The sequence below is a fragment of the Delftia sp. HK171 genome (assembly GCF_001886655.1).
GTDB lineage: Bacteria > Pseudomonadota > Gammaproteobacteria > Burkholderiales > Burkholderiaceae_C > Comamonas > Comamonas acidovorans.
This window is the reverse complement of the sequence record NZ_CP018101.1, coordinates 6,137,549-6,157,448: the sequence shown is the minus strand read 5'-3', so window position 1 is coordinate 6,157,448 and position 19,900 is coordinate 6,137,549. Positions and strand designations below refer to the sequence as shown.

General features: G+C 69.8%; 20 protein-coding genes. 4 read left to right on the top strand and 16 right to left on the bottom strand.

What is annotated here, in order from left to right; translation table 11 throughout:
- Positions 1-21: 21 nt before the first annotated feature.
- Together BO996_RS27515 and BO996_RS27510 are read right to left on the bottom strand one after the other, a co-directional pair.
- Entirely contained in the window at positions 22-252 is a 231-nt protein-coding gene (locus tag BO996_RS27515) for a hypothetical protein (RefSeq protein ID WP_071956883.1), read from the bottom strand.
- Positions 253-343: 91 nt separating this feature from the next.
- On the bottom strand, positions 344-1,315 hold the full coding sequence (locus tag BO996_RS27510; protein WP_065348051.1) for a ferritin-like domain-containing protein: 972 nt from the start codon (positions 1,313-1,315) through the stop codon (positions 344-346).
- Positions 1,316-1,627: 312 nt separating this feature from the next.
- Here BO996_RS27510 and BO996_RS27505 point away from each other — a divergent pair, with 312 nt between their 5' ends.
- Positions 1,628-2,191, top strand: a complete 564-nt coding sequence (locus tag BO996_RS27505) for a fasciclin domain-containing protein (RefSeq protein ID WP_013800571.1) — start codon at positions 1,628-1,630, stop codon at positions 2,189-2,191.
- Positions 2,192-2,232: 41 nt separating this feature from the next.
- On the opposite strand, the gene BO996_RS27500 is transcribed toward BO996_RS27505, so the two are convergent.
- The 4 genes from BO996_RS27500 to BO996_RS27485 form a co-directional block, all read right to left on the bottom strand.
- Entirely contained in the window at positions 2,233-3,192 is a 960-nt protein-coding gene (locus tag BO996_RS27500) for a DMT family transporter (RefSeq protein ID WP_232240427.1), read from the bottom strand.
- 13 nt (positions 3,193-3,205) lie between these two features.
- Entirely contained in the window at positions 3,206-3,826 is a 621-nt protein-coding gene (locus BO996_RS27495) for a GlxA family transcriptional regulator (RefSeq protein WP_071956881.1), read from the bottom strand.
- A 103-nt stretch (positions 3,827-3,929) separates the two neighbouring features.
- A complete protein-coding gene (locus BO996_RS27490; RefSeq protein WP_071956880.1) occupies positions 3,930-4,733 on the bottom strand; it encodes a helix-turn-helix transcriptional regulator in 804 nt (267 codons plus the stop codon).
- A gap of 8 nt (positions 4,734-4,741) precedes the next feature.
- Positions 4,742-5,269 (bottom strand): winged helix-turn-helix transcriptional regulator, encoded by a 528-nt coding sequence (locus tag BO996_RS27485; RefSeq protein WP_043824381.1) that lies wholly within the window; start codon positions 5,267-5,269, stop codon positions 4,742-4,744.
- A 160-nt stretch (positions 5,270-5,429) separates the two neighbouring features.
- On the opposite strand from BO996_RS27485, the gene BO996_RS27480 reads away from it, so the two are divergent.
- Both BO996_RS27480 and BO996_RS27475 read left to right on the top strand, forming a co-directional pair.
- On the top strand, positions 5,430-6,236 hold the full coding sequence (locus BO996_RS27480; RefSeq protein WP_071956879.1) for an SDR family NAD(P)-dependent oxidoreductase: 807 nt from the start codon (positions 5,430-5,432) through the stop codon (positions 6,234-6,236).
- Positions 6,237-6,307: 71 nt separating this feature from the next.
- Entirely contained in the window at positions 6,308-6,724 is a 417-nt protein-coding gene (locus BO996_RS27475) for a tautomerase family protein (RefSeq protein WP_013800576.1), read from the top strand.
- A gap of 15 nt (positions 6,725-6,739) precedes the next feature.
- Here BO996_RS27475 and BO996_RS27470 read toward each other — a convergent pair whose 3' ends face one another.
- Entirely contained in the window at positions 6,740-7,729 is a 990-nt protein-coding gene (locus tag BO996_RS27470) for a tripartite tricarboxylate transporter substrate binding protein (protein ID WP_012207573.1), read from the bottom strand.
- Between the two features lie 234 nt (positions 7,730-7,963).
- Between BO996_RS27470 and BO996_RS27465 the strand changes: the two genes are divergently transcribed.
- Positions 7,964-10,174, top strand: coding sequence for a rhodanese-like domain-containing protein (locus BO996_RS27465; RefSeq protein ID WP_071956878.1), 2,211 nt, complete (start codon positions 7,964-7,966; stop codon positions 10,172-10,174).
- An 817-nt stretch (positions 10,175-10,991) separates the two neighbouring features.
- Here BO996_RS27465 and metC read toward each other — a convergent pair.
- From metC to BO996_RS27420, 9 genes are read right to left on the bottom strand one after another with little or no spacing between them, the layout of a single operon-like run.
- The gene (metC, locus tag BO996_RS27460) at positions 10,992-12,215 is read right to left on the bottom strand and encodes a cystathionine beta-lyase (protein ID WP_071956877.1); all 1,224 of its coding nucleotides are present in this window, start codon (positions 12,213-12,215) and stop codon (positions 10,992-10,994) included.
- Positions 12,212-12,883 (bottom strand): cysteine dioxygenase family protein, encoded by a 672-nt coding sequence (locus BO996_RS27455; RefSeq protein ID WP_071956876.1) that lies wholly within the window; start codon positions 12,881-12,883, stop codon positions 12,212-12,214. Before BO996_RS27455 ends, metC begins: the two co-directional genes overlap by 4 nt.
- Before the next feature lie 26 nt (positions 12,884-12,909).
- On the bottom strand, positions 12,910-13,788 hold the full coding sequence (locus BO996_RS27450) for an amino acid ABC transporter ATP-binding protein (protein ID WP_043823875.1): 879 nt from the start codon (positions 13,786-13,788) through the stop codon (positions 12,910-12,912).
- Positions 13,775-14,596 (bottom strand): amino acid ABC transporter permease, encoded by an 822-nt coding sequence (locus tag BO996_RS27445; RefSeq protein WP_071956875.1) that lies wholly within the window; start codon positions 14,594-14,596, stop codon positions 13,775-13,777. Before BO996_RS27445 ends, BO996_RS27450 begins: the two co-directional genes overlap by 14 nt.
- Complete coding sequence (locus BO996_RS27440; RefSeq protein ID WP_013800583.1) at positions 14,586-15,335, bottom strand: amino acid ABC transporter permease; 750 nt, start codon at positions 15,333-15,335, stop codon at positions 14,586-14,588. Before BO996_RS27440 ends, BO996_RS27445 begins: the two co-directional genes overlap by 11 nt.
- Positions 15,332-16,597: an aminotransferase class I/II-fold pyridoxal phosphate-dependent enzyme gene (locus BO996_RS27435; protein ID WP_071956874.1), complete on the bottom strand. Its 1,266-nt coding sequence runs from the start codon at positions 16,595-16,597 to the stop codon at positions 15,332-15,334. Before BO996_RS27435 ends, BO996_RS27440 begins: the two co-directional genes overlap by 4 nt.
- Positions 16,594-18,147, bottom strand: coding sequence for an FAD-binding oxidoreductase (locus BO996_RS27430; RefSeq protein ID WP_071956873.1), 1,554 nt, complete (start codon positions 18,145-18,147; stop codon positions 16,594-16,596). Before BO996_RS27430 ends, BO996_RS27435 begins: the two co-directional genes overlap by 4 nt.
- A complete protein-coding gene (locus BO996_RS27425; protein ID WP_071956872.1) occupies positions 18,144-18,962 on the bottom strand; it encodes a transporter substrate-binding domain-containing protein in 819 nt (272 codons plus the stop codon). The genes BO996_RS27430 and BO996_RS27425 overlap by 4 nt, the downstream gene beginning before the upstream one ends.
- The gene (locus tag BO996_RS27420; protein WP_065347966.1) at positions 18,959-19,873 is read right to left on the bottom strand and encodes a transporter substrate-binding domain-containing protein; all 915 of its coding nucleotides are present in this window, start codon (positions 19,871-19,873) and stop codon (positions 18,959-18,961) included. The genes BO996_RS27425 and BO996_RS27420 overlap by 4 nt, the downstream gene beginning before the upstream one ends.
- Between the last annotated feature and the right edge of the window lie 27 nt (positions 19,874-19,900).

Below are 19,900 nucleotides of genomic sequence, written 5' to 3'. Positions count from 1 at the left end.
ACACGGTTGCAGGGGGGATGCCTATCGAGCGGTCGGCACCAGGCCGCTGGCGGGCGCAATGGCTGCGGCGGCGGGTGCGGCATCGGTGCCTGCGCCGCGCCACAGCGCCACGAGATCTCCGGTCACGATGACCGCGCCGGCCAGCACAATCAGGCTGCCCACGCAGCGGCGCGCCACGGTGGCAGGTTTCAGGCGCCGTGGCGTGCGGGCCGGAGTGCGGGGGGCGGATGAGGAAGGCAGAAGGGACATCATGGCAACTCCTTGGCAGGGGAACGCTTGTCTCGGGCCAGCCCCGGGGAAGCCCGCCTGCCCCGGCCGGCGCGGGGCAGGCGGGCGGTCCGCGTCAGGCGTAGGCGCTGCTCATCACCAGCGAGCCGTTCACGCCGGCCGGGAAGAACCCGCCCTTGGTCGCCGTGTCCTTGGTCAGGTACACGATGTTCAGCACGTCGCCCGGCGAGCGGCTGTAGGCGATGCCGTTGGCATCCAGCGGCACGATGTTGGACGTGGTGGCGTCCCCCGTGATGCCCTGGTCCACGTCGGTGGAGCCGTCCAGGCTGTCGCGCGCATCCGAGATGGCGCCTGCCGCCGTGCGCAGCGCGGGCGTGGCCAGGCCCTTGGCGTACAGCACCGTGCGCACCAGACCTGCGTGGTAGGCCTCGGCGGCCAGGATGCCGGCGGCTGCCTCCAGATAGGTCTTGTTGGTGATCAGCGGCGATGCGCCCTTGTAGGCGGTGACGCCCACGTCCTCGAAGATGAAGGCCCCCAGCAGGAAGTTCTCGTCACTCGCATAGGGATCGAAGGCCGTGCCCGCGCCCACCAGGCCGGCCGCTCGCGCCGCCACCGAGAAGGCTCCGTTCGGGTCGGTTCCGCCGATGTCGATCTGCGGCTGCGCCACCGCGGCCGAGCCCAGCGCCGCGCGCAGGAAGGCCACGTGGGCGATCTCGTCCTGGGCGATCTCCTTGGCGTACTGCGCCACCACGGGGTCCTTGAAGGCCACGGCACGGCCGCCCGTGATGGCGCCCTGCGTGCCCACGCCCGACTGCAGGTTGGCGGGCAGGCCGGTGCCGAACACTGCGTAGTGATAGAACTGCGACTCCAGATACTCCAGGTTGAGGGCGAAGTTCAGGATCTCCGCATCCGTGGGCCCGTTGGCCTGCGCATTCGCATCGCCCCCGCCACCGCCGCAGGCGGACAGGATCACCCCGCCCGCCATGCCCACGGCCACGCCGCTGGTCTTGCGGAAGAACTGGCGCCTGTCCTCCAGCTTCTTGGCACGTTTTTGCAAAACCCCGATCAACACTGATTCGTCGGACATGATGGTTCCTCTCGGTTCGCGGCAGGCGCGAACGGTCAACGTGAAGAATGCGCCTCCGGCCGAAAGCACACGGGTGTGGCGAAAGCGCGTTCCACTGAAGAGGTGGCCACCTGCTCCAGGGGAATGGGATGCGTCCCCGCTATCCGGCAGTACGCAGGCCGCGCAGGTCTGGATGTGCCGCAATTGAAAGCGCAGGTAACGGTTTGCGGATGCAGCCGTTTCTTTTTCTTTTTTGAATCCAGACCCCGCTGCGCTGCGTATCCAGATCAGCCGGAATCGTTCGGCTTGTCATCAACCCGCTAGGAGCATTCCATGGTCTCGATTCAAAACACCCGCAAGCTGGCCTCGTTCGGCCTGGCCATCGTGATGTCGGCTGCCTCCGTGGCCGCCATGGCCGATGTGATGGTGGGCGGCGCACCCATGCTGCCGTCCAAGGACATCATCGACAACGCCGTCAACTCCAAGGACCACACCACCCTGGTCGCTGCCGTCAAGGCGGCGGGCCTGGTCGATACGCTCAAGGGCCCGGGTCCGTTCACCGTGTTCGCGCCCACCAATGCCGCCTTCGAGGCCCTGCCCGCAGGCACGGTGGACACCCTGCTCAAGCCCGAGAACAAGGGCACGCTGACCACGGTGCTGACCTACCACGTGGTGGCCGGCAAGTGGGATGCGGCGGCGCTGTCCAAGATGATCAAGGACGGCAAGGGAATGGCCAGCATCAAGACCGTCAGCGGCGGCACGCTGGTGGCCAAGTCCAGCGGCTCCAAGATCATGCTGACCGATGAAAAGGGCGGCACGGCCACGGTGACCATCCCCGACGTCTACCAGTCCAACGGCGTGATCCACGTGATCGACAAGGTGCTGCTGCCCAAGTGAGCGGCACAGGCAGCGAGCGGGCCGGCCGCTGACCGCCGTGGTCAGTGACCGGAGCCTTGCGCCTTCGCCATGCGCCTTGCGGGCGCGCCGCCAGAGGGCGCACCGCCGGAGGGCGCTCCGCCATAGGTCGATCCCGCATAGATGGCCGCCAGCGTCAGCGCCATGCCGGCCAGCGCCATCGGGGTGGGCCGGGCGGTGAAGAACAGCACGTCGATGGCATAGGTGCCTATGGGCTCGGCCAGCAGGATGAGGCCGGCCAGCGAGGCCTTCACATGCGGCACGGCCGTGCTCACCATGAGCCAGGCCACGCCCTGCACCAGCAGGCCGTACAGCAGCAGCGTGCCGAAATCGGCCCCACTGGCAATGGCCAGCGATTCGCCCTCCAGCCACGCGGCTGCCAGCAGGCAGGGCGCGGCGGCGGCGCACAGCACGGCCATGTTGACGGCCGGATGCGTGGCGTGCGGCGGGGTCTGCCCCTTCTTGATGAATACCACGCACAGCGCATAGGCCGCCGCCGAGGCCAGGCCCAGGGCCACGCCCAGCCAGTGCTCGGACGCCGAATCCGGGACTGAGGCCACGGGCAGGCCCGCACCCGACACCATGAGGATGCCGGTGGCCGCCAGCACCAGCGCCACGAAGTAGACGACCGTGATCCGCTCGCGGAACACCGCCCAGGCCAGGCCCGCCAGAAAGAACGACTGGCAGTTGGTCAGGATGGCGCCCAGGCCCGGCCCCACCATGCGTATGCTCTTGTGCCACCAGTACAGGTCCAGCGCCAGCGCGGCGCCGGCCAGGCAGGCGTACAGCAGGGCCTGGCGCGTCATGCGCCAGCGCAGGCCCCGCCAAAGGGCAAAGCCGGCCAGCCCCAGGCCGCCCAGCAGCATGCGGTAAAAGCCCATGGCGCTGGTGCCCATGCTGCTGAAAGCCACGGCCACACCGGACAGGCTCAGGATCAGCCCGCCCACGGCCAGCAGCGCCAGGTAGCTTGTCTTTCCGTTCATGCGCATGGCCCCGTCACGCTTGCCGGTCGGCGGCATTGCGCCGCCGGTATTCGAGCTGGCGCGCCGTCTCGGCCGCGACCTCCGCGCCCAGCAGGCGCTCCACCAGGTGCAGGGCCATGTCGATGCCCGCCGCAAACCCGCCCGAGGTGACGATGGCGCCCTCATCGATCCACAGCCTGTCGGCGCTCACACGGGCGGCCGGCGCAATGGCGCGCAGGTCTTCCGTGTCCTCGAAGTGCGTGGTGGCCTCGCGCTGGTCCAGGAGCCCTGCCCGCCCCAGCAGGAAGGAGCCCACGCAGACGGAGCCCGTCACCTCGCTGCTGCCGGCCACCTGCCGCAGCCAGACGGCGACCTCGGGCGCGGCCAGTTCGGACTGCAGCGCGCCGCCGGCCACGATCAGCAGGTCCAGCGGGGGATGGTCCTGCAGGCTGGCCTGCGCCTGGATGCCCACGCCTTCGCGCGTGCGCACGGCGGCGCCGCTGCGGCTGATCACCACGGGCTGAAACGGGGGCGAGGCCGCCAGCCCGCGCCGCACCGCCACGCGCGCGGCCACATCGAACACCTGCAGCGGCCCTGCAAACTCCAGCAGCACCACGCCATCAAAGACGAAAAATCCAACGGTCCGGGTCTTCATCCACCACTCCTGTCTGTCGAGGAGTGGCAGCTTAGGCAGGCCGCAGCGCGCGGTCTTGGACGGAATTGATCAGGCCGGGCCGCTCAAGGCCGCTCAGGGCCGCTCAGGGCCGCATGGCCTGGCGATACTGCGAAGGCGCCACGCCGTGCGCGCGGCGGAACCAGTTGGAGAAATGGCTCTGGTCGTAGAAGCCCAGCGACAGTGCCACCTCGCTCAGCGCCAGCGTGCCGCGCAGCAGGCCGCGGGCGCTTTCGGCGCGGCGGGCCTGGTGGTAGGCATGGGGCGTGATGCCGTAGTGGCGGCTGAAGCTGCGGATGGCGTGCTCGGGACTGAGCCCGCAGACGGCGGCCAGCCGCGCGGCGCCCAGCTCCTGGTCCGCATGGGCGTCGATGAACTCGCGCAGCAGCGCCGCGCTGGCGCCATCGGGCGCATGCGGCCGGCCGGGGCTGTGCACCACGCGGCGCAGCAGCGCCAGCAGGGCCTCGTCGGCGGCCAGGCCGTCCTGCGGGCCTTGCAGCAACTGCCGGGCGCAGGCCCGGGTCTGCGGGTCGCGCAGGCTGACGGCGTCGAACCAGCCATCGCGCACGCCCAGCAGCGCGTGCATGCGGGCGGGCTCGACATGCAGCATGTCGTAGGTCCAGCCCTGCTCGCCGCCCGGGCGCCCGTCGTGGATCTCGCCGGCGTTGAACAGCGCGATATCGCCACCCGTGAACTCGCGCTCGGCGCCCCGGCTCCAGCACAGCTCGCGGCCGCCGTGGATGACGGCAATGCCCATGGTGTCGTGGAAGTGGCGCGGATAGCGGTGCTGCACCGCATGGCCGCTGAGGATTTCCACGCCGCCCAGCGCGCAGTGGCGGCGGTAGGTCAGGGCGCGTTGCGGGCGCTTGCCGGGTATGGGCGCGGCCATGGCCGGTCTCAATCCGCGCCGGGGGCCGCTGCCGGCGTCCTGGCCTGCGCGGCCAGCTTGGACAGCCGCCAGCGCGTCAGGTCGTCCGCGCCGGGGCCGGCCTCAACGCGCAGCTCGGAAAAGGGCACGCTGCGGCCCGATTCCTCCTCCACCAGCGCCAGCCGCAGGGGCGTGCCCGATTGCGCACGCACAAAGCGCATGGGCGGCTGGGCCTGCTGCTGCAGGCGCCACCGATCGCCGACCTGGGCCAGCGCCTGGATCACCAGGGACAGGTCGCGGCCCTTGGGCGTGAGCAGGTACTCGTAGCGGTCCGGGCCGCTTTGGTAGAGGCGGCGCTCGACCAGGCCGGTCTGCTCCAGCTGGCGCAGGCGGTCGGTCAGCGTGGCGTTGGTGATGTCCGTGGACTTTCTCAGGTCGTCATAGCGGCTCAGGCCCAGCATCAGGTCGCGCAGCACCAGCATGGCCCAGCGGTCGCCTACGGCCTCCAGCGCGGTGGCGATCGAGCAGGCCATGCCCTCGAAGCTCTTGGATCGCATGGGGTTTCCCTTGTGTGTTCGCGGTTGTCGCAGGCCTGGAGTGTCTCAGCAAAACGCAAGCCCGGCCCGCAAAGGTGGATTGCGTGCTTGTAACTCTAATGATTGGAGTTTATATTTGGAGCCACTATCAACCACGGCTTTTCAAGCAAGGACTTCCTCCATGAGCACGCATCAAGGCACCGCCATCGTCACTGGCGCCTCATCCGGCATTGGCGCCGTCTACGCAGACCGCCTGGCCGCCAGGGGCCATTCCCTGATCCTGGTGGCCCGCCGCGAGGACCGGCTGCAGGCGCTGGCGCAGCGCCTGCGCAGCGCGCATGGCCGCGAGGTCGAGGTGGTGGCCGCCGACCTGGCCGACGCCGCCGGCCTGCAGCGCGTGGCGGCGCTGCTGTCGGGTGAGCGTGACATCCGCATGCTGGTGAACTGCGCCGGCCTGGGTGCCCTGGGCCCGGCCGCCCAGGTGGATGCAGGCGAGGTCGATCGCATGGTCATGGTCAACATCCATGCGCTGACACGGCTGTCGCTGGCGGCGGCGCGGCTGTTCGCCACGCGCGGCCGGGGCACGCTGATCAACATCGGCTCCATCCTGGCCGTGATGCCGGTGCCGGGCGCCTCCAGCTACGGCGCCTCCAAGGCCTATGTGCTGAACTTCACGCGCTCGCTGCAGGCCGAGCTCGCTTCCAGCGGCGTCATGGTGCAGGCGGTGATGCCCAGCCTGGTGCACTCCGAATTCTTCGGCGGCAAGCCCGCGCCGTTTCCCGCGCACCTGTTCATGTCGCCCGAGACCTTGGTGGATACGGCCCTGGTCGCACTCGACCAGGGCGAGGCCATCTGCTTTCCCACGCTGGGCAGCACGACCGCCTGGCTGGACTTTGACCAATCGCGCGCCAATCTCGTCAAGGCGCTGACGCTCAGCGGCGTGCCGGCAGCGCGCTACCAGGGTGCGGATGCAGGCCAGCCCGCCTGACGCCTGACGGCCCGCCGCGTCGCCAGCCCGGATTTCCCGAAACCTCCTCTTTTTTGCACCCGGAGAAAACCATGCCCCTGTGGAAGATCTACCACCCCGAAAACGCCTTCAGCGATGAAGACAAACAGGCCATCGCCCAGCGCATCACGGCCGTCTACGGCGACCTGCCGCGCTTTTACGTGGGCGTGGTGTTCGAGGCCGTCGCGCGCACTTCGTTCTTCATCGGCGGAGAGCCTGCCGACGATTTCGTGCGCATCTCCGTGGACCACATCGCGCGGCAGATCCGCGACGAGGAGACCAAGACACGGTTCCTCGAAGGCGTGCGGCGGCAGCTGTCCCCCTTCATCGCCGACCGGGGCCTGCGCTGGGAGATGCATGTGGACGAGACACCCTTCAGCCTGTGGAGCATCCAGGGCCTGCGCCCGCCCGTGCCGGGCACGCCCGAGGGGGAGAAATGGCGCCTGGACAATCGGCCCTCTCCCCTCTGAGGACCTGCCTGCACCTCAGCGCAGCGACAGCCCCGCCGACTGGATCGCGCGGGCGTAGCGCGGGCGCTCGCTTTGCAGGCTCTGGCCCAGGTCGGCCGGTGAGCCGCCCGCCACCTTGAAGCCCATGTGCTCCAGTTGGGCGCGCACATCGGGGGCCTGCAGCACGGTCTGCAGGTCGCGGTTGATCTTGGCGACGATGGGCGCAGGCGTGCCGGCCGGCGCGAAGTAGCCCTGCCAGCTTTCCACCGAGAAGCCGGGCACGCCGGCCTCGGCCATGGTGGGTACCTGGGGCAGGGCGTCGGAGCGGTAGGGCGTGGTCACGGCCAGGGCGCGCAGCTTGCCGGCGCGCACGTACTCGGTCACGGCGGCCAGCGTGATCAGCGTGGCGTCGGTATGGCCGCCCAGCACGTCCAGCGAGGCCGGGCCACCGCCCGGGTAGGGGATGTAGTTGACCTTGGCGCCCGTCTCCTGCGTGAGGATTTCATGCGCCACATGGGCAATGCCGCCATTGCCGGGCAGGCCCAGGCTGATGCTTTGCGGCTTGGCCTTGGCGCGGGCCAGGTAGTCGCCCAGCGTGTTCAGGCCCGTGGCGGGGTTGACCACCAGCACCTGCGGATTGACCACGGCCTTGATGATGGGCGTGAAGGCCTTTTGCGTGTCGTAGGGCAGCTGGGCAAACAGCAGGCCGTTGAGTGTGAGGCCCTCGCCCTGCTGCAGCAGGGTGTAGCCGTCGGGCGCGGCCTTGGCCACCTTGGCCGCGCCGATGGTGCCGCTGGCCCCGGCCACGTTCTCCACCACTACCGACTGGCCCCACAGCGCGGCCAGCTTGTCGGCCAGCGTGCGCGTGAGCTTGTCGGCGCTGCCCCCGGGCGCCACGGGCACGATGATGCGCACCGGCTTGTTCGGAAAGCTGTCGGCCGAGGCCAGGGCCGCAGGTGCGTGCAGCGCCAGGGCGGAGAACAGGGGAAGCAGCAGTGCGCGCAGCGCAGACGGGGTGCGGATCATGGGAGTGCCGGAGTGCAGAGAGTCGATGCCCGCAGTCTGGGAGGCTCCTGGCGCGGCGTGAACTAAGCATTGCGGCTATGCATATGCGGCTGCGGCACAACGTGCGTCACGCTTGCCCCACGCATGCGCGCGCAGTGCCCAAAGCTCATATCCATATCTGCAATGCGTCGTTGGCGCCGGGGCGGGAGAGGCCTAACTTCGTGTCCTCCCGCGAACGTCCTCCCAGGCACTCCCATGACACAGACCCATCTCTCCATCGACTTCAGCGGCAGCGACGTGGCCAGCCGCCGCGCGGCCGCCATCACCGGCTTCATCGCCACGGCCCGGCGCCTGCTCCCCGACCCGGAGCACGCCACGCCCGAGCAATTGCAGGCCGTGGCCCGCGAGCTGGAGGCGCTGGGCCTGCAGCGCGAACTGTTCCCGCACGCGCACTTTCCTGTCTCGGCCAGCAACCCGGCCCAGGTCTACCGGCTGGGCGAAGACCTGGGCGGGCGCTATGCGCTGTACCTGTCCACCGGCCTGCCGGGCAAGTCCCAGCCGCCGCATGACCACACCACCTGGGCCATCATCGCGGGCGTCGAAGGCGTGGAGCGCAACGTGTTCTTCACGCGCGGCAAGACCGACGACCCGCTGCGCGACACCCTGGCGGTGGGCCGCAGCGTCGATGTGGGCAGCGGAACCTCGGTGGTGCTCACGCCCACCGACGTGCACACCATCGAGCTGATCGGCGAGGAACCCGGCCTGCACCTGCACTTCTACGGGCGCGGCCTGGAGCGCATGCCCGATCGCGTGGTCTTCGAGAGCCTGGAGGGCGGCAGCTTCCGCACCTTCGGCCCGCCCAAGTCGATTCGCCATGCGCTGGTCACGCCCGCTGCGCTCCGGCAGGCCCTGGCCGACGGCGAGGAAATCGCCGTGCTCGACGTGCGCGAGGCCGGTGTCTTCGCGCACCGCCACATCCTGTTCGCGGCGCCCGCCCCGGCCTGGCGTCTGGAGCAGCTCATCGACCGCCTGGTGCCGCGCCGCGGCACGCGCATCGTGCTGGTGGATGGCGACGGCACGCTGGCCCATGAAGCCGCCGCCAAGCTCGTGCGCCTGGGCTGGCCCAATGTCTCCGTGCTCGAAGGCGGCACCGAAGGCTGGGCGGCCGAAGGGCTGGAAATCTTCAGCGGCACCAACGTGCCCAGCAAGGCCTTCGGCGAAGTCATCGAGCATGAAAAGCACACGCCCTGGATCACCTCGGACGAGCTGGGCGCGCGCGTGCAGCGCGGCGACAACATCGTCGTCGTCGACAGCCGCACGCCCGAGGAATTCGCGGCCTTCAGCCTGCCCTTTGCCCTGAGCGTGCCGGGGGCCGAACTGGTCTACCGCATCGGCGAAATCGCCCCGGACCCGCAAACCCTGGTCGTCGTCAACTGCGCGGGCCGCACGCGCTCCATCGTGGGCGCGCAGACCCTGATCGATGCCGGCATTCCCAACCCGGTCGTCTCGCTGCGCAACGGCACCATGGACTGGCTGCTCACCGGCCGCAGGCTCGCCCATGGCCGCCGCACCCCGCTGCCCGAGCCCGGCGCCGTCGCCCTGGCCACCGCACGCGAGCGCGCAGCCAGCGTGGCACAGCGCGCGGGCGTGCAATCCATTGATGCGGCCGAACTGGCCCGCTTCGAGTCCGAAGCCACCGAACGCACGCTCTACCGCTTCGACGTGCGCACCCGCGAGGAATACCAGGCCGGCCACCTGCCCGGCTGGCGCTGGGCGCCGGGCGGCCAACTCGTGCAGGCCACCGACGAATACGCGGCCACGCGCGGCGCACGCATCGTGCTGGCCGACTGGGACGGCGTGCGCGCCCTCACCACCGGCGCCTGGCTGGCCCAGCTGGGCTGGGAAGTCTTCACCTACGTTCCGCCCACGCTGGCCACTCTGGAGGTCGGCGCCGAACCCGTGCGCGTGCTCGCCTCCCACGCGCCTGCGCCCCAGCTGTCCGTGCAGCAGGCGCAGGAACTGCTGGGCGAAGGCCGGGCCATCGTCTTCGACGTGGACAGCCGGCCCGCCTTCGAGAAGCAGCACATCGCCGGTGCGCGCTTTGCCGTGCCTGATCGTCTGCCCTCCTTCGTGCAGGCCCTGCCGCCGGCCCAGGTCGTGGTGCTGACCTCGCCGGACGGCGTGCTGGCGCGCAGCGTGGCGGCCGAACTGGCGGCGCGCACGGGGCGCGATGTGCGTTCCGTCGTTGGTGGCACTTCTGCCTGGGCTGCTGCCGGGCTGCCGCTGGGGCAGGGGGATGCGGATGTGCTGACGGGGGATGATGACCAGTGGTACAGCCCTTATGCGCATCGGGATCTGGGGTTGAGGGATGCGGGGTTTCGGGCTTATCTGGATTGGGAGCTTGGGTTGGTTGAGCAGTTGGAGCGGGATGGGTGGGCTTCTGGGATTCGGCTGGTGCCTGTCTGAGTTGCTTTTTTTGTCCCTGCCGGGTGGTTGTTTTTCGAGGCCGGGTCTCGCCCCGGCAGGCGACCCACTTTCTTATCGCGCGATAAGAAAGTGGGCAAAGAAGCGCGCCCCGCACTGCCCACGACCCTTCGCTTCGCTGCGGGCGACCTGCGTTGGGCGGGATGCGGGGTGTGCCGCAGAACTCGCTTTGCGCTTCGCGCGCCGCTCAAACAACTGCGGCAAGTCAGATGACGAAGCAAGCCTGTCCTTCGGCAGGCTTGCCACCCCGCATCCCGCCCAACGCAGGCGTGGGCAGAAGGGGGAGGCTGGGGAACAGCCAACAGCCAACAGCCAACAGCCAACAGCCGGCGCCATCACTGCGTTCGGCTTCAAACCAGGGGCCGAGCGAAGCGAAGGCCCGGGCAAACTCCCCGTATGTCAGCGCCTGCGGCGTGGTGGTTGCGGGGTTGCAGTCCTGCCGAAGGACAGGACTGCTTCGTGATCTGACTCGCTGCGGTTGTCTGAGCGGAGTTCACGAAGTGAACGCAGCGAGTTCCGCAGCGAACCCCGCAACCGCCACGACGCAGGTTGCCCCGCAGCGAAGCGAAGGGGTCGCGGACATTCGGGTCGCCTTTGCTTTGCCTACTTTCCTTCGGCCGGCGTACCGGTGGCGAAACAAAGGAAAGTAGGTCGGCCGCCGGGCCGAGACCCGGCCTCGAAAAGAAACCCCCCGGCAGGGCCAGAACCAGCAAGCGCAGCAACACGCAGCAAACGCAGCGCACGCAGCAAACGCAGCAAACGCAGCAAACGCAGCAAACGCAGCAGAGCCCAAAAAATCTCAGGCAGCCAGCCTGAACCGCTCCACCACCCCCCCAAACCCCCTCTCCAGATCCGCAATCAGATCCAAAGGATCCTCCAGCCCCACATGCAACCGCACCACAGGCGCAGTCCCCGTCCACACACTGTGCTCCCGCAACCGCTCAGGCTGCGCCACCAACGCCAGGCTCTCGTACCCGCCCCACGAAGCCCCCTGCGCAAACTGCCGCAACGAGTCAACGAACACGGCGCCGGCACCGGCATCCACCCCTTCGGCAAACGCGAATGACACCAGCCCGCTGGCCCCGCTGAAGTCCCGCTTCCACAGCGCATGGCCGGGATCGGACGGCAGGGCCGGGTAGAAGACGCGGCCGACCTGGGGCTGATGCTCCAGCCATTGCGCGATTTCGGTGGCGTGGCGCTGGTGCTGGGCCAGGCGCACGGGCAGGGTGCGCAGGCCGCGCAGTGCCAGGTAGGCGTCGTCGGCGCCTATGGTCAGGCCCAGGGCCTCGTAGGCGGTGGATATCTTCTTCGACAGCGCGGGGCCGTCGGTGATGACGATGCCCTGCATCACGTCGGAGTGGCCGGCGATGTACTTGGTCGCGGCCTGGATGGAGAGGTTGGCGCCGTGCTCCAGGGGCTGGTAGAACCAGCCGCCGCTCCAGGTGTTGTCGGTGGCCACGGCAATGCCGTGCTGGCGCGCCACGGCGGCCAGGGCGGGCAGGTCCAGCACCTCGTAGAGCAGGGAGCTGGGCGATTCCAGGTAGACCAGGCGGGTGTTGGGGCGGATTTTGCCGGCCAGATCGTCGCGCGAGGGCGAGAAGTACTCCAGCGTGATGCCCAGGCGCTGCAGCAAGGTGGCGTCCACGCGGCGCACGGGCGAGTAGACGCTGTCGGCCACCAGGGCATGGTCGCCGGGCGAGAGCAGGGCGATGAGCACCAGGGTGATGGCGGACAGGCCCGAGGGCGTGAGAAAGGCGCGGTGCCCGCCCTCCAGCGCGACCACGGCGTCTTCCAGCGCGCGGTGCGTGTCCAGGCCGTGGCGGCCGTAGGAGGCCACACGCTCGCCGGCCTCGCGGCGGTGGTGCAGGTCGGCGTAGGCGGCGCTGTCGGCAAAGCGCACGGTGCTGGTGCGCACCACGGGCACGTTGACGGGGCCGGAGCCGCCCTGCAGCGGCGGCGTGCCTGCGTGCAGCAGGCGGGTCGACGGGCCCAGGGGCCGTTGCTTGTCTTGGGGGATGCTCATGCCACGGCCTCGCTGGGACGGAAGTAGGCGGCGTTGTAGTTCTTGACTTCGCCGGTGTCGGGGTCGATGGCCACGCGGCCGCTCAGGGTTTCCAGCGGTTGGCCGTAGAGATGGAAGTGCAGCGTGGGCTGCTCGCCCACGACGGCAATGCTGTGGATGTCATCGGGCAGGAAGGCGATGGAGGCGCCCGGCTGCACGGTGAATTCGCGCGCCAGGTGGATGCTGGCGCGTGCGGGGTTGCTGCGGTCGTCCGTGCGCTCGTAGAGGCGGTTGAGCTCCTGGCCTTCGACGGCAACGATCACGGCCCAGGTCGTGTGGTTGTGCGGCGCCGTGGTCTTGCCGGGGTTGATGGAGTTCAGGTACAGGGCCAGGCCCGCATCGCCATCGGCCGGGTTGAGGCGGTAGCGCGTGGAGGCGCCCACGCCTTCGGTCTGCGCGGGCGGGGGAAAGTCCGCGCGGCTGAACAAGGCCTTGTGCGCGGCCAGCTGCTCCAGGCGTGCGGTGATGGCCGACAGGATGCTGCGGTCGGGCGCGCCGGCCTGCAGCAGCTGGCGCACGTCGGCCAGGGCGGCGTCCACGGCCTGGCGGCGCAGTGTGGTGGCGTCTGTATGGGTGCCTGTATCTGCGCCTGTGCCGGCCGGGGTTTCAGTCGTTGTTTCTGCGGTCATGGGGATGTGCTCCTGGAGGTGGGGGATCAAAGGGCAAAGCGCAGGCTGTTGAAGGGCAGCGGCGTTGTGGCCGGGGCGGCTGGCGCAGGCCTGGACCGTGCACCATCGCCCAGGGCGCGCTGCAGGAATTCGCGCGTGCGCTCGCTGCGCGGGCTGCCGAAGATCTGGGCGGCCGGGCCGTGCTCGACGATGCGGCCGGCCTCGGTGAAATACACCTGGTCGCTGACCTCTTCGGCAAAGCGCATTTCGTGCGTGACCAGCACGCAGGTCATGCCGTCCCTGACCAGGTCGCGGATCACGGTCAGCACCTCGCCCACGGTCTCGGGGTCCAGGGCCGAGGTCACTTCGTCGAACAGGATCAGCTCGGGCCGCATGGCCAGGGCGCGCGCAATGGCCACGCGCTGCTGCTGGCCGCCGGACAGCTCACCGGGGTAGGCGGATTCCTTGTGGTCCAGGCGCACCTTCTGCAGCAGGGCGCGGGCCTCGCGCTCGGCCGTGGCGCGGTCGCGGCCGACCACGCGCGTGGGGGCGATGACCAGGTTCTCCAGCACCGACAGATGGGGGAACAGGTTGTACTGCTGGAAGACGAAGCCCACGCGCTTGCGCAGGGCGATCAGCTCGGCCTCGGTGCGCAGCTGGTCCACGCGCGTGCCCGCCACCGAGATGGCGCCGCGCTGGGGCCGCAGCAGGCCGGTGATGCAGCGCAGGATGGTGGACTTGCCCGAGCCCGAGGGCCCGATGATGGTCACCGCCTCGCCGCGCCGCACCTGCACGTCGATGCCTTGGAGCACCTGGTTGTCGCCAAAGGACAGGTGCACATCCTGCAGGTGGACCAGGGCGGGCGCCGTGCCCGCGGGGGCATCGGCCGTGGCAAGTTGGGAGAGAAAGGAGTCAGTGGCGTTCATGGCGTCGCTCCAGGCTGCGCGTGGCGCGCGCAATGGGATAGCAATAGGCAAAGAAAAGCGCGAGCAGCGTGAAGTACACAAGGATGGTGAAGTCCGTGCGTGCCACGGTGTTGCTGGCGATCTGGGCGGTGTCCACCACGTCGTGCACGCCCACCAGCGAGGCCAGCGAGGTGCTCATGGTGATGCTGGCGTAGAGGTTCATCCACGGCGGCAGCATGCGGCGCACGCACTGCGGCAGCACGATGAGGCGGAAGATCTCGCTGCGGCGAAAGGCCAGCGACTGGGCCGCCTCCCACTGCGCGCTGGGAATGGACTGGATGGCGCCCCGGAAGATCTCGGCCACGTTGGCGCTGGTAGGCAGGGCCAGGCCCAGCACCACCTTGACCCAGTCGGGGAACGGAAAGGTCCAGCCCACCAGCTTCAGCTCGAACGGGAACACATAGGTGGTGAAGTAGATGAGCACCAGGATGGGCGCATTGCGAAACAGCTGCACATACCAGCGCACGCCCGTGCGCACGGCCGGCGTGGGCGACAGCGACAGGGCGCCCAGCACCAGGCCGGCCACGGTGCCGATGGCCACGGCCAGCACGCTGATCTCGATGTTGACCAGGAGGCCGCGCAGCAGCGCGGGCAGCCATTTCCACAGGTGCACGAAGGCGGGCGGGGCGCTGTCCGTGGCGGCCCAGCAGGCGCACAGGGCCAGCAGTGCGGCGCCCGCGATCAGCCAGGGGCTGCGCGCCGCGCGCAGCAGGGCGGCGGGCAGCGGACGGGGCGCGGCGCCGGTGTTCAGGGTGGCTTCATTGGCCATAGCCGGGCATCCTCAGGTGTTGTTCCAGCCAGCGGCCCGCCAGGCTGACCAGCCAGGTCAGCAGGCCGAACCACAGCAGGATGAGCAGCAGCAGCTCCAGCACGTTGTCGCGCTGCGACCAGATCATGATGGACTCGTAGGTCACGTCGCCCACGGCAATGGCCGAGGCCACGGCCGTCATCTTCACCAGGTCCACCAGGTTGTTGGTCAGCGAGGGCAGGGCAAAGCGCACGGCCAGCGGCAGCTGCACGCGCACCAGCAGCTGGCGCTGCGAAAAGCCCAGCGAGCGTGCCGCCTCCAGCGTGGTGGCGGGCACGGCCTCGATGCCGGCGCGCAGCGCCTCGGCATGGAACACGCCCTTGTGCAGCGAGACCACGATCACCACCCAGACAAAGGGCGTGAGCGGGTTGTTGCCCGCGCCCCAGTCGCGCAGCTGCTGGGTGATCAGCATGTTGAGCACCAGGAAGGCGCAGTACAGCTGCACCAGCGTGGGCGTGTTGCGCGTGACCTCCACAAAGGCGCGCGCAGGCCGTGCCAGCCAGGCACGGCCCGAGGTCAGGGCCGCCGCCAGCGCCACGCCGGCCGCCAGGCTGCCGGCAATGGTCAGCAGGGCCAGCTGCACGGTCACGAACATGCCGCGAACAAAGGCCTGGCGCTCGGCCACGTCCAGCACGAAGGCGTAGTTCAGGCCCAGGCCCTTGAGCGCTTGCACGCCCTGGGCAAGCAGGCTGTCGTTCATGGCACGGCCTCCAGGGCGGCCGGCTGTGCATGCGCTTGCGCAGCGGGGTCTTTCAGCGCGGCCACGGCGCGTGCGATGCGGGCCGTGGCCTCGGCCAGCACCTCGTCGCTGGCGGCGGTGGAGATGCGGAAGTACGGCGACAGGCCGTAGGCCCCGCCATCCACGGCAGCCACGCCTTCGGACTCCAGCAGCCATTCGGTCAGGTCGGTGTCGCTGGCGATGGGCTGGCCGTCCGGGCGCAGGTGGCCTATCAGCGCGCCGCAGTGCACAAAGGCAAAGAACGATCCGCCCGGCGGCAGCAGGGCCAGGCCCGGCACCTGGTCCAGCGCCTGGGTGACCCGTTGCGCGCGCCGCGCATAGGCGTTGCGGGCCTGCTGCACAAAGCTCTGGTCGGGCGACTGCAGCGCCGCCGCGGCTGCGGCCTGGGCCACGGAATTGGGGCCTGACGAGGCCTGCGACTGGATCACCACCATGGCCTGCACCAGCGCGGCCGGGCCTGCGCCCCAGCCGATGCGCCAGCCGGTCATGGCATAGGTCTTGGAGACGCCGTTGACCAGCAGCGTGCGCTCGCGCAGGTCTGGGGCCACGGCCAGCCAGTGCGCGGGGGCCTGGGGCGTGAACCAGATGTGCTCGTACAGCTCGTCCAGCAGCACCAGAACCTGCGGGTGCTGGCGCAGCACCTGGGCCAGGGCGGCCAGTTCCTCGCGGCTGTAGACGGCGCCCGAGGGGTTGCCCGGCGTGTTCAGCACCAGCCAGCGCGTGCGCGGCGTGATGGCGGCCTGCAGCGCGGCCGGCGTGAGCTTGAAGCCCTGCTCAATGCCGCAGTCCACGATGACCGGCGTGCCGTCGTTCACGCGCACGATGTCGGGAAACGAAGGCCAGTACGGCGCGGGCACGATGACCTCGTCACCCGCGTCCAGCGTGGCCGCCAGCGCGTTGTAGATCACCTGCTTGCCGCCGTTGCTGACGATGATTTGCCCGGCGTCGAAGTCCAGCCCGTTCTCGCGCCGGTACTTGGCGCTGATGGCCTGGCGCAGCGCGGCCGTGCCGGGCGTGGGCGTGTACTTGGTTTCGCCACGGGCCAGGGCCGCGATGGCGGCCTGCTTGATGGGCTCGGGCGTGTCGAAATCGGGCTCGCCCGTGGTCAGCGCAATGATGTCGCGGCCCTGGCGGGCCAGGGCCGTGGCCCGCGCGCTGGCCGCGGCATTGGGCGAGAGCCTGACGCGCTGCACGCGCTGCGAAAGGGGAAAGGGCGTGGTCATGGCGTGGGGCCTTCCTGGAATGCGGCGGCTGGCGTTGGAGAAACCTGCGGCAAGTCGTGCGGCAAGTCATGCGGCAAATCGTCCGGCAGGGCTTGCAGCACCTTGCCGGGATTGAGCAGGCCCAGCGGGTCGAAGGCCTGCTTGAGACGCCGCATGAGCTGCAGCTCCACGGCGCTCTTGTAGCGGGGCAGCAGGTCGCGCTTGGTCTGGCCCACGCCGTGCTCGGCGCTGATGGAGCCGCCATGGGCGTGCACGCTGTCGTGCACCACCTCGTGGATGGCGTCTTCCTGGGCAAACAGCTGCGCGGGCGTGCTGTCCGGCGCGTGCGACACGTTGTAGTGCAGGTTGCCGTCGCCCAGGTGCCCGAAGGCCACGGGCCGCACGGCGCCAAAGCGCGCCTGCAGCAGCGCGGCCGTGGCCGCAAGAAAGTCGGGGATGCGCGAGATGGGCACCGACACGTCGTGCTTGATGTTGCGGCCGTCGCGCCGCTGGGCCTCGCCCAGGGCCTGGTCGCGCAGCCGCCACAGGGCCTGGCTTTGCTGCAGGCTCTCGGCAATGGCGGCATCGGTGACCAGGCCGTCCTCGAAGGCCTGGCCCACCACGCACTCGAAGCGCTGGCGCGCATGGTCCTCGCCCTCGCTGTCGGACAGCTCGATCAGCGCAAACCAGGGCGCGTTGAGCGCCAGCGGTATTGGCTGCTCGGGCACATGGCGGGCTATCAGGCCCAGGGCCGTGTCCGACATCAGCTCGAACGCCGTCAGGCTGGCGCCGAAGCCCGCCCGCGCCTGGCTGAGGAAGGCCACCGCATCGCGTATGCAGCCAAAGGCCAGCAGGGCCGTGTGCTGGGCGCGGGGCAGCGGATGCAGGCGCAGCGTGGCCGCCGTGATGATGCCCAGCGTGCCTTCGCTGCCCACGTACAGGTCGCGCAGCGCATAGCCGGTGTTGTCCTTGCGCAGCCCGCGCAGGCCGTCCCAGATGTCGCCCTCGGCCGTCACCACTTCCAGGCCCAGCACCAGCTCGCGCGCGTTGCCGTAGCGCAGCACCTGGGTGCCGCCCGCGTTGGTGGACAGGTTGCCGCCAATGGTGCAACTGCCCTCGGAGCCCAGGCTGAGGGGAAACAGCCGGTCCGCATCGCGCGCTGCCTGCTGCACATGGGCCAGCACGGCGCCGGCTTCCACGGTCAGGGTGTCGTTGTCGGTGTCGATGGCGCGCACGCGGTTCAGGCGCGCCAGCGACAGCAGCACGGCGTGGCCCGAGGCGTCGGGCGTGGCGCCGCCCATCAGCCCGGTGTTGCCGCCCTGGGCCACGATGGGCGTGCGGTGGGCGCGGCACAGGCGCACCAGCTGCGCCACCTGGGCCGTGTCGGCAGGCCGTGCCACGGCCAGGGCCTGGCCCGTGAGGCGGCCATGCTGGTCGGTCAGGTAGCCGGCCGCATCGGCACCCGTGAGCACATGGGCATCGCCCAGGGCGTGGCGCAGCGCGGTGACCAGGTCGGCGGGGCCGGTGATGTGGCCGCTGGTGTTGGTGCTGGTGTGGGTGTGGGTGCTCATGCGGGCGCCTTCCTGAACTTGTCGTGCAGCTGGTGCAGCAGCGGCGTGGGCGTCATGCCGTTGCGCTGCTCCACCTCGATCAGCCAGCCCGTGCGGTGCCAGTCCTGCACGATGCGGTCGATGGCCGCCTGCGTGTCGGACTCGCCCTTGCGCAGCCAGATCACCGAGGGCGAGGGAATGATGTCGGCGGGCGAGACGATCTCGTAGTCCTTCCAGTCCGCATTGCTGGCCACGAGTTCGCGCAGCGTGGGGCTGACATGCACGGCGGCCGCGCAGTTGCCGCCCTTGAGGGCCAGCAGCGACTCGGGCTGGCCCCGGAAGGCCTTGATCTGGGCGCCGTATTGATCGGCCAGCGGCTTGGTGAAATTGCTGCCCTGCGACACGCACACGGGCTTGCCGCGCAGGTCGTCCCACTGGCGCACGCCGCTGCCCTTCTTGGCGATGGCGGCGCCGCCGACTTCCTCGAACGGCGTGGGCACGAAGGACAGGATCTCGCTGCGCTCCTGCGTCCACTGCATGTTGGCGATCAGGATGTCCACCTTGCCCTGCTGCAGGAACTGCACGCGGTTGGACGGCTGGACCTGCACGGTCTCCACCCCCACGCCCAGGCCCTTGGCCACGCCTTCGGACAGCTGCACGTTGTAGCCCACGTGCCTTTGCGTGACGGGGTCGATGGTGCCGAACGGCGGCCCCGAAAGCATCACCCCCACCACGATCTTGCCGCGCTGCTTGATGCGGTCCAGCGTGGCGTCGGCATGGGCTGCCAGGGCCGTGAGGGCGAGCAGGGTCGCCAGTGCGGTGCGACTCGGCTTCATGGCCTGGCTCCCTTGGCGGCGGCCTGGGTTGCCTGCGCATCGGCCTGCGCTGCCGCATACACCGCGAAGTCGTAGGGCGCGCGGTCGAACTGGCCCTTCAGCGCGCGCTCGTGGCGCTCGGCGATCCAGGTGTCGGGCACGCCGCTGGCGCGGGCCACCTTGAGCAGAAAGCCCGTGCGGTGCCAGTCCTGGATGGCCTTGTCCACGAAGGCCTGGGTGTCAGCCTCGCCGCGGCGCGTCCACACCACGGTGGGCGAGGGAATCAACTGGTCCTGCGTGCCCAGCTCGAAGTCCTTCCACTCGGCCGCATTCGGGCCGGTGAGCTTTTCATAGAGCGCGGGCTGGATATGGACCGAAGCCGCGCAGGTGCCGCCCTTGAGCGCCAGCAGCGACTCGGGAATGCCGCGCAGGCCCTTGACCACGGCGCCATAGCTCTCGGCCAGGGGCTTGGCGAAGTTGCTGCCCTGCGACACGCAGGCCACCTTGCCGCGCAGGTCTTCCCAGCGCTTGATGCCGCTGGCCTTGGCCACCAGGGCGCCGCCGCCGATCAGGTCATAGGGCGTGGGCGCGAACGAGAGGATCTCGCTGCGCTCCTGCGTCCACTGGATGTTGGCGATCAACAGGTCCACCTTGCCGCTTTGCAGGAACTGCACGCGCGTGGAGGCGGTCACGGGAACCGTCTCCAGCGGCACGCCCAGGCGGCGCGCGATGTCGGCGGCCAGCTCGGTCTGGTAGCCGCCGGTCTTGCCTGTGGCGGGGTCCAGCACGCCGAACGGCGGGCTGGCGCCATCAATGCCCACGGACAGCTTGCCGCGTTGCTTGATCTTGTCCAGCGTGGCATCGGCGTGGGCGGCACCGGCGCCCAGCAGCAGGGCCAGGGCGGCGGCAAGGGGGGGAAGAAGGCGGGGCATGCGTGAATCCATCAGGGAACGGAAGGC

What these genes read in the sequence shown, in the direction of transcription:
- BO996_RS27435 (WP_071956874.1), bottom strand. Translation starts at nt 16,597, where the DNA reads ATGACCACGCCCTTTCCCCTTTCGCAGCGCGTGCAGCGCGTCAGGCTC.
- BO996_RS27445 (WP_071956875.1), bottom strand. Translation starts at nt 14,596, where the DNA reads ATGGCCAATGAAGCCACCCTGAACACCGGCGCCGCGCCCCGTCCGCTG.
- BO996_RS27420 (WP_065347966.1), bottom strand. Translation starts at nt 19,873, where the DNA reads ATGCCCCGCCTTCTTCCCCCCCTTGCCGCCGCCCTGGCCCTGCTGCTG.
- BO996_RS27500 (WP_232240427.1), bottom strand. Translation starts at nt 3,192, where the DNA reads ATGAACGGAAAGACAAGCTACCTGGCGCTGCTGGCCGTGGGCGGGCTG.
- BO996_RS27485 (WP_043824381.1), bottom strand. Translation starts at nt 5,269, where the DNA reads ATGCGATCCAAGAGCTTCGAGGGCATGGCCTGCTCGATCGCCACCGCG.
- BO996_RS27505 (WP_013800571.1), top strand. Translation starts at nt 1,628, where the DNA reads ATGGTCTCGATTCAAAACACCCGCAAGCTGGCCTCGTTCGGCCTGGCC.
- BO996_RS27465 (WP_071956878.1), top strand. Translation starts at nt 7,964, where the DNA reads ATGACACAGACCCATCTCTCCATCGACTTCAGCGGCAGCGACGTGGCC.
- BO996_RS27470 (WP_012207573.1), bottom strand. Translation starts at nt 7,729, where the DNA reads ATGATCCGCACCCCGTCTGCGCTGCGCGCACTGCTGCTTCCCCTGTTC.
- BO996_RS27440 (WP_013800583.1), bottom strand. Translation starts at nt 15,335, where the DNA reads ATGAACGACAGCCTGCTTGCCCAGGGCGTGCAAGCGCTCAAGGGCCTG.
- BO996_RS27455 (WP_071956876.1), bottom strand. Translation starts at nt 12,883, where the DNA reads ATGACCGCAGAAACAACGACTGAAACCCCGGCCGGCACAGGCGCAGAT.
- BO996_RS27430 (WP_071956873.1), bottom strand. Translation starts at nt 18,147, where the DNA reads ATGAGCACCCACACCCACACCAGCACCAACACCAGCGGCCACATCACC.
- BO996_RS27425 (WP_071956872.1), bottom strand. Translation starts at nt 18,962, where the DNA reads ATGAAGCCGAGTCGCACCGCACTGGCGACCCTGCTCGCCCTCACGGCC.
- BO996_RS27480 (WP_071956879.1), top strand. Translation starts at nt 5,430, where the DNA reads ATGAGCACGCATCAAGGCACCGCCATCGTCACTGGCGCCTCATCCGGC.
- BO996_RS27510 (WP_065348051.1), bottom strand. Translation starts at nt 1,315, where the DNA reads ATGTCCGACGAATCAGTGTTGATCGGGGTTTTGCAAAAACGTGCCAAG.
- metC (WP_071956877.1), bottom strand. Translation starts at nt 12,215, where the DNA reads ATGAGCATCCCCCAAGACAAGCAACGGCCCCTGGGCCCGTCGACCCGC.
- BO996_RS27515 (WP_071956883.1), bottom strand. Translation starts at nt 252, where the DNA reads ATGATGTCCCTTCTGCCTTCCTCATCCGCCCCCCGCACTCCGGCCCGC.
- BO996_RS27490 (WP_071956880.1), bottom strand. Translation starts at nt 4,733, where the DNA reads ATGGCCGCGCCCATACCCGGCAAGCGCCCGCAACGCGCCCTGACCTAC.
- BO996_RS27450 (WP_043823875.1), bottom strand. Translation starts at nt 13,788, where the DNA reads ATGAACGCCACTGACTCCTTTCTCTCCCAACTTGCCACGGCCGATGCC.
- BO996_RS27475 (WP_013800576.1), top strand. Translation starts at nt 6,308, where the DNA reads ATGCCCCTGTGGAAGATCTACCACCCCGAAAACGCCTTCAGCGATGAA.
- BO996_RS27495 (WP_071956881.1), bottom strand. Translation starts at nt 3,826, where the DNA reads ATGAAGACCCGGACCGTTGGATTTTTCGTCTTTGATGGCGTGGTGCTG.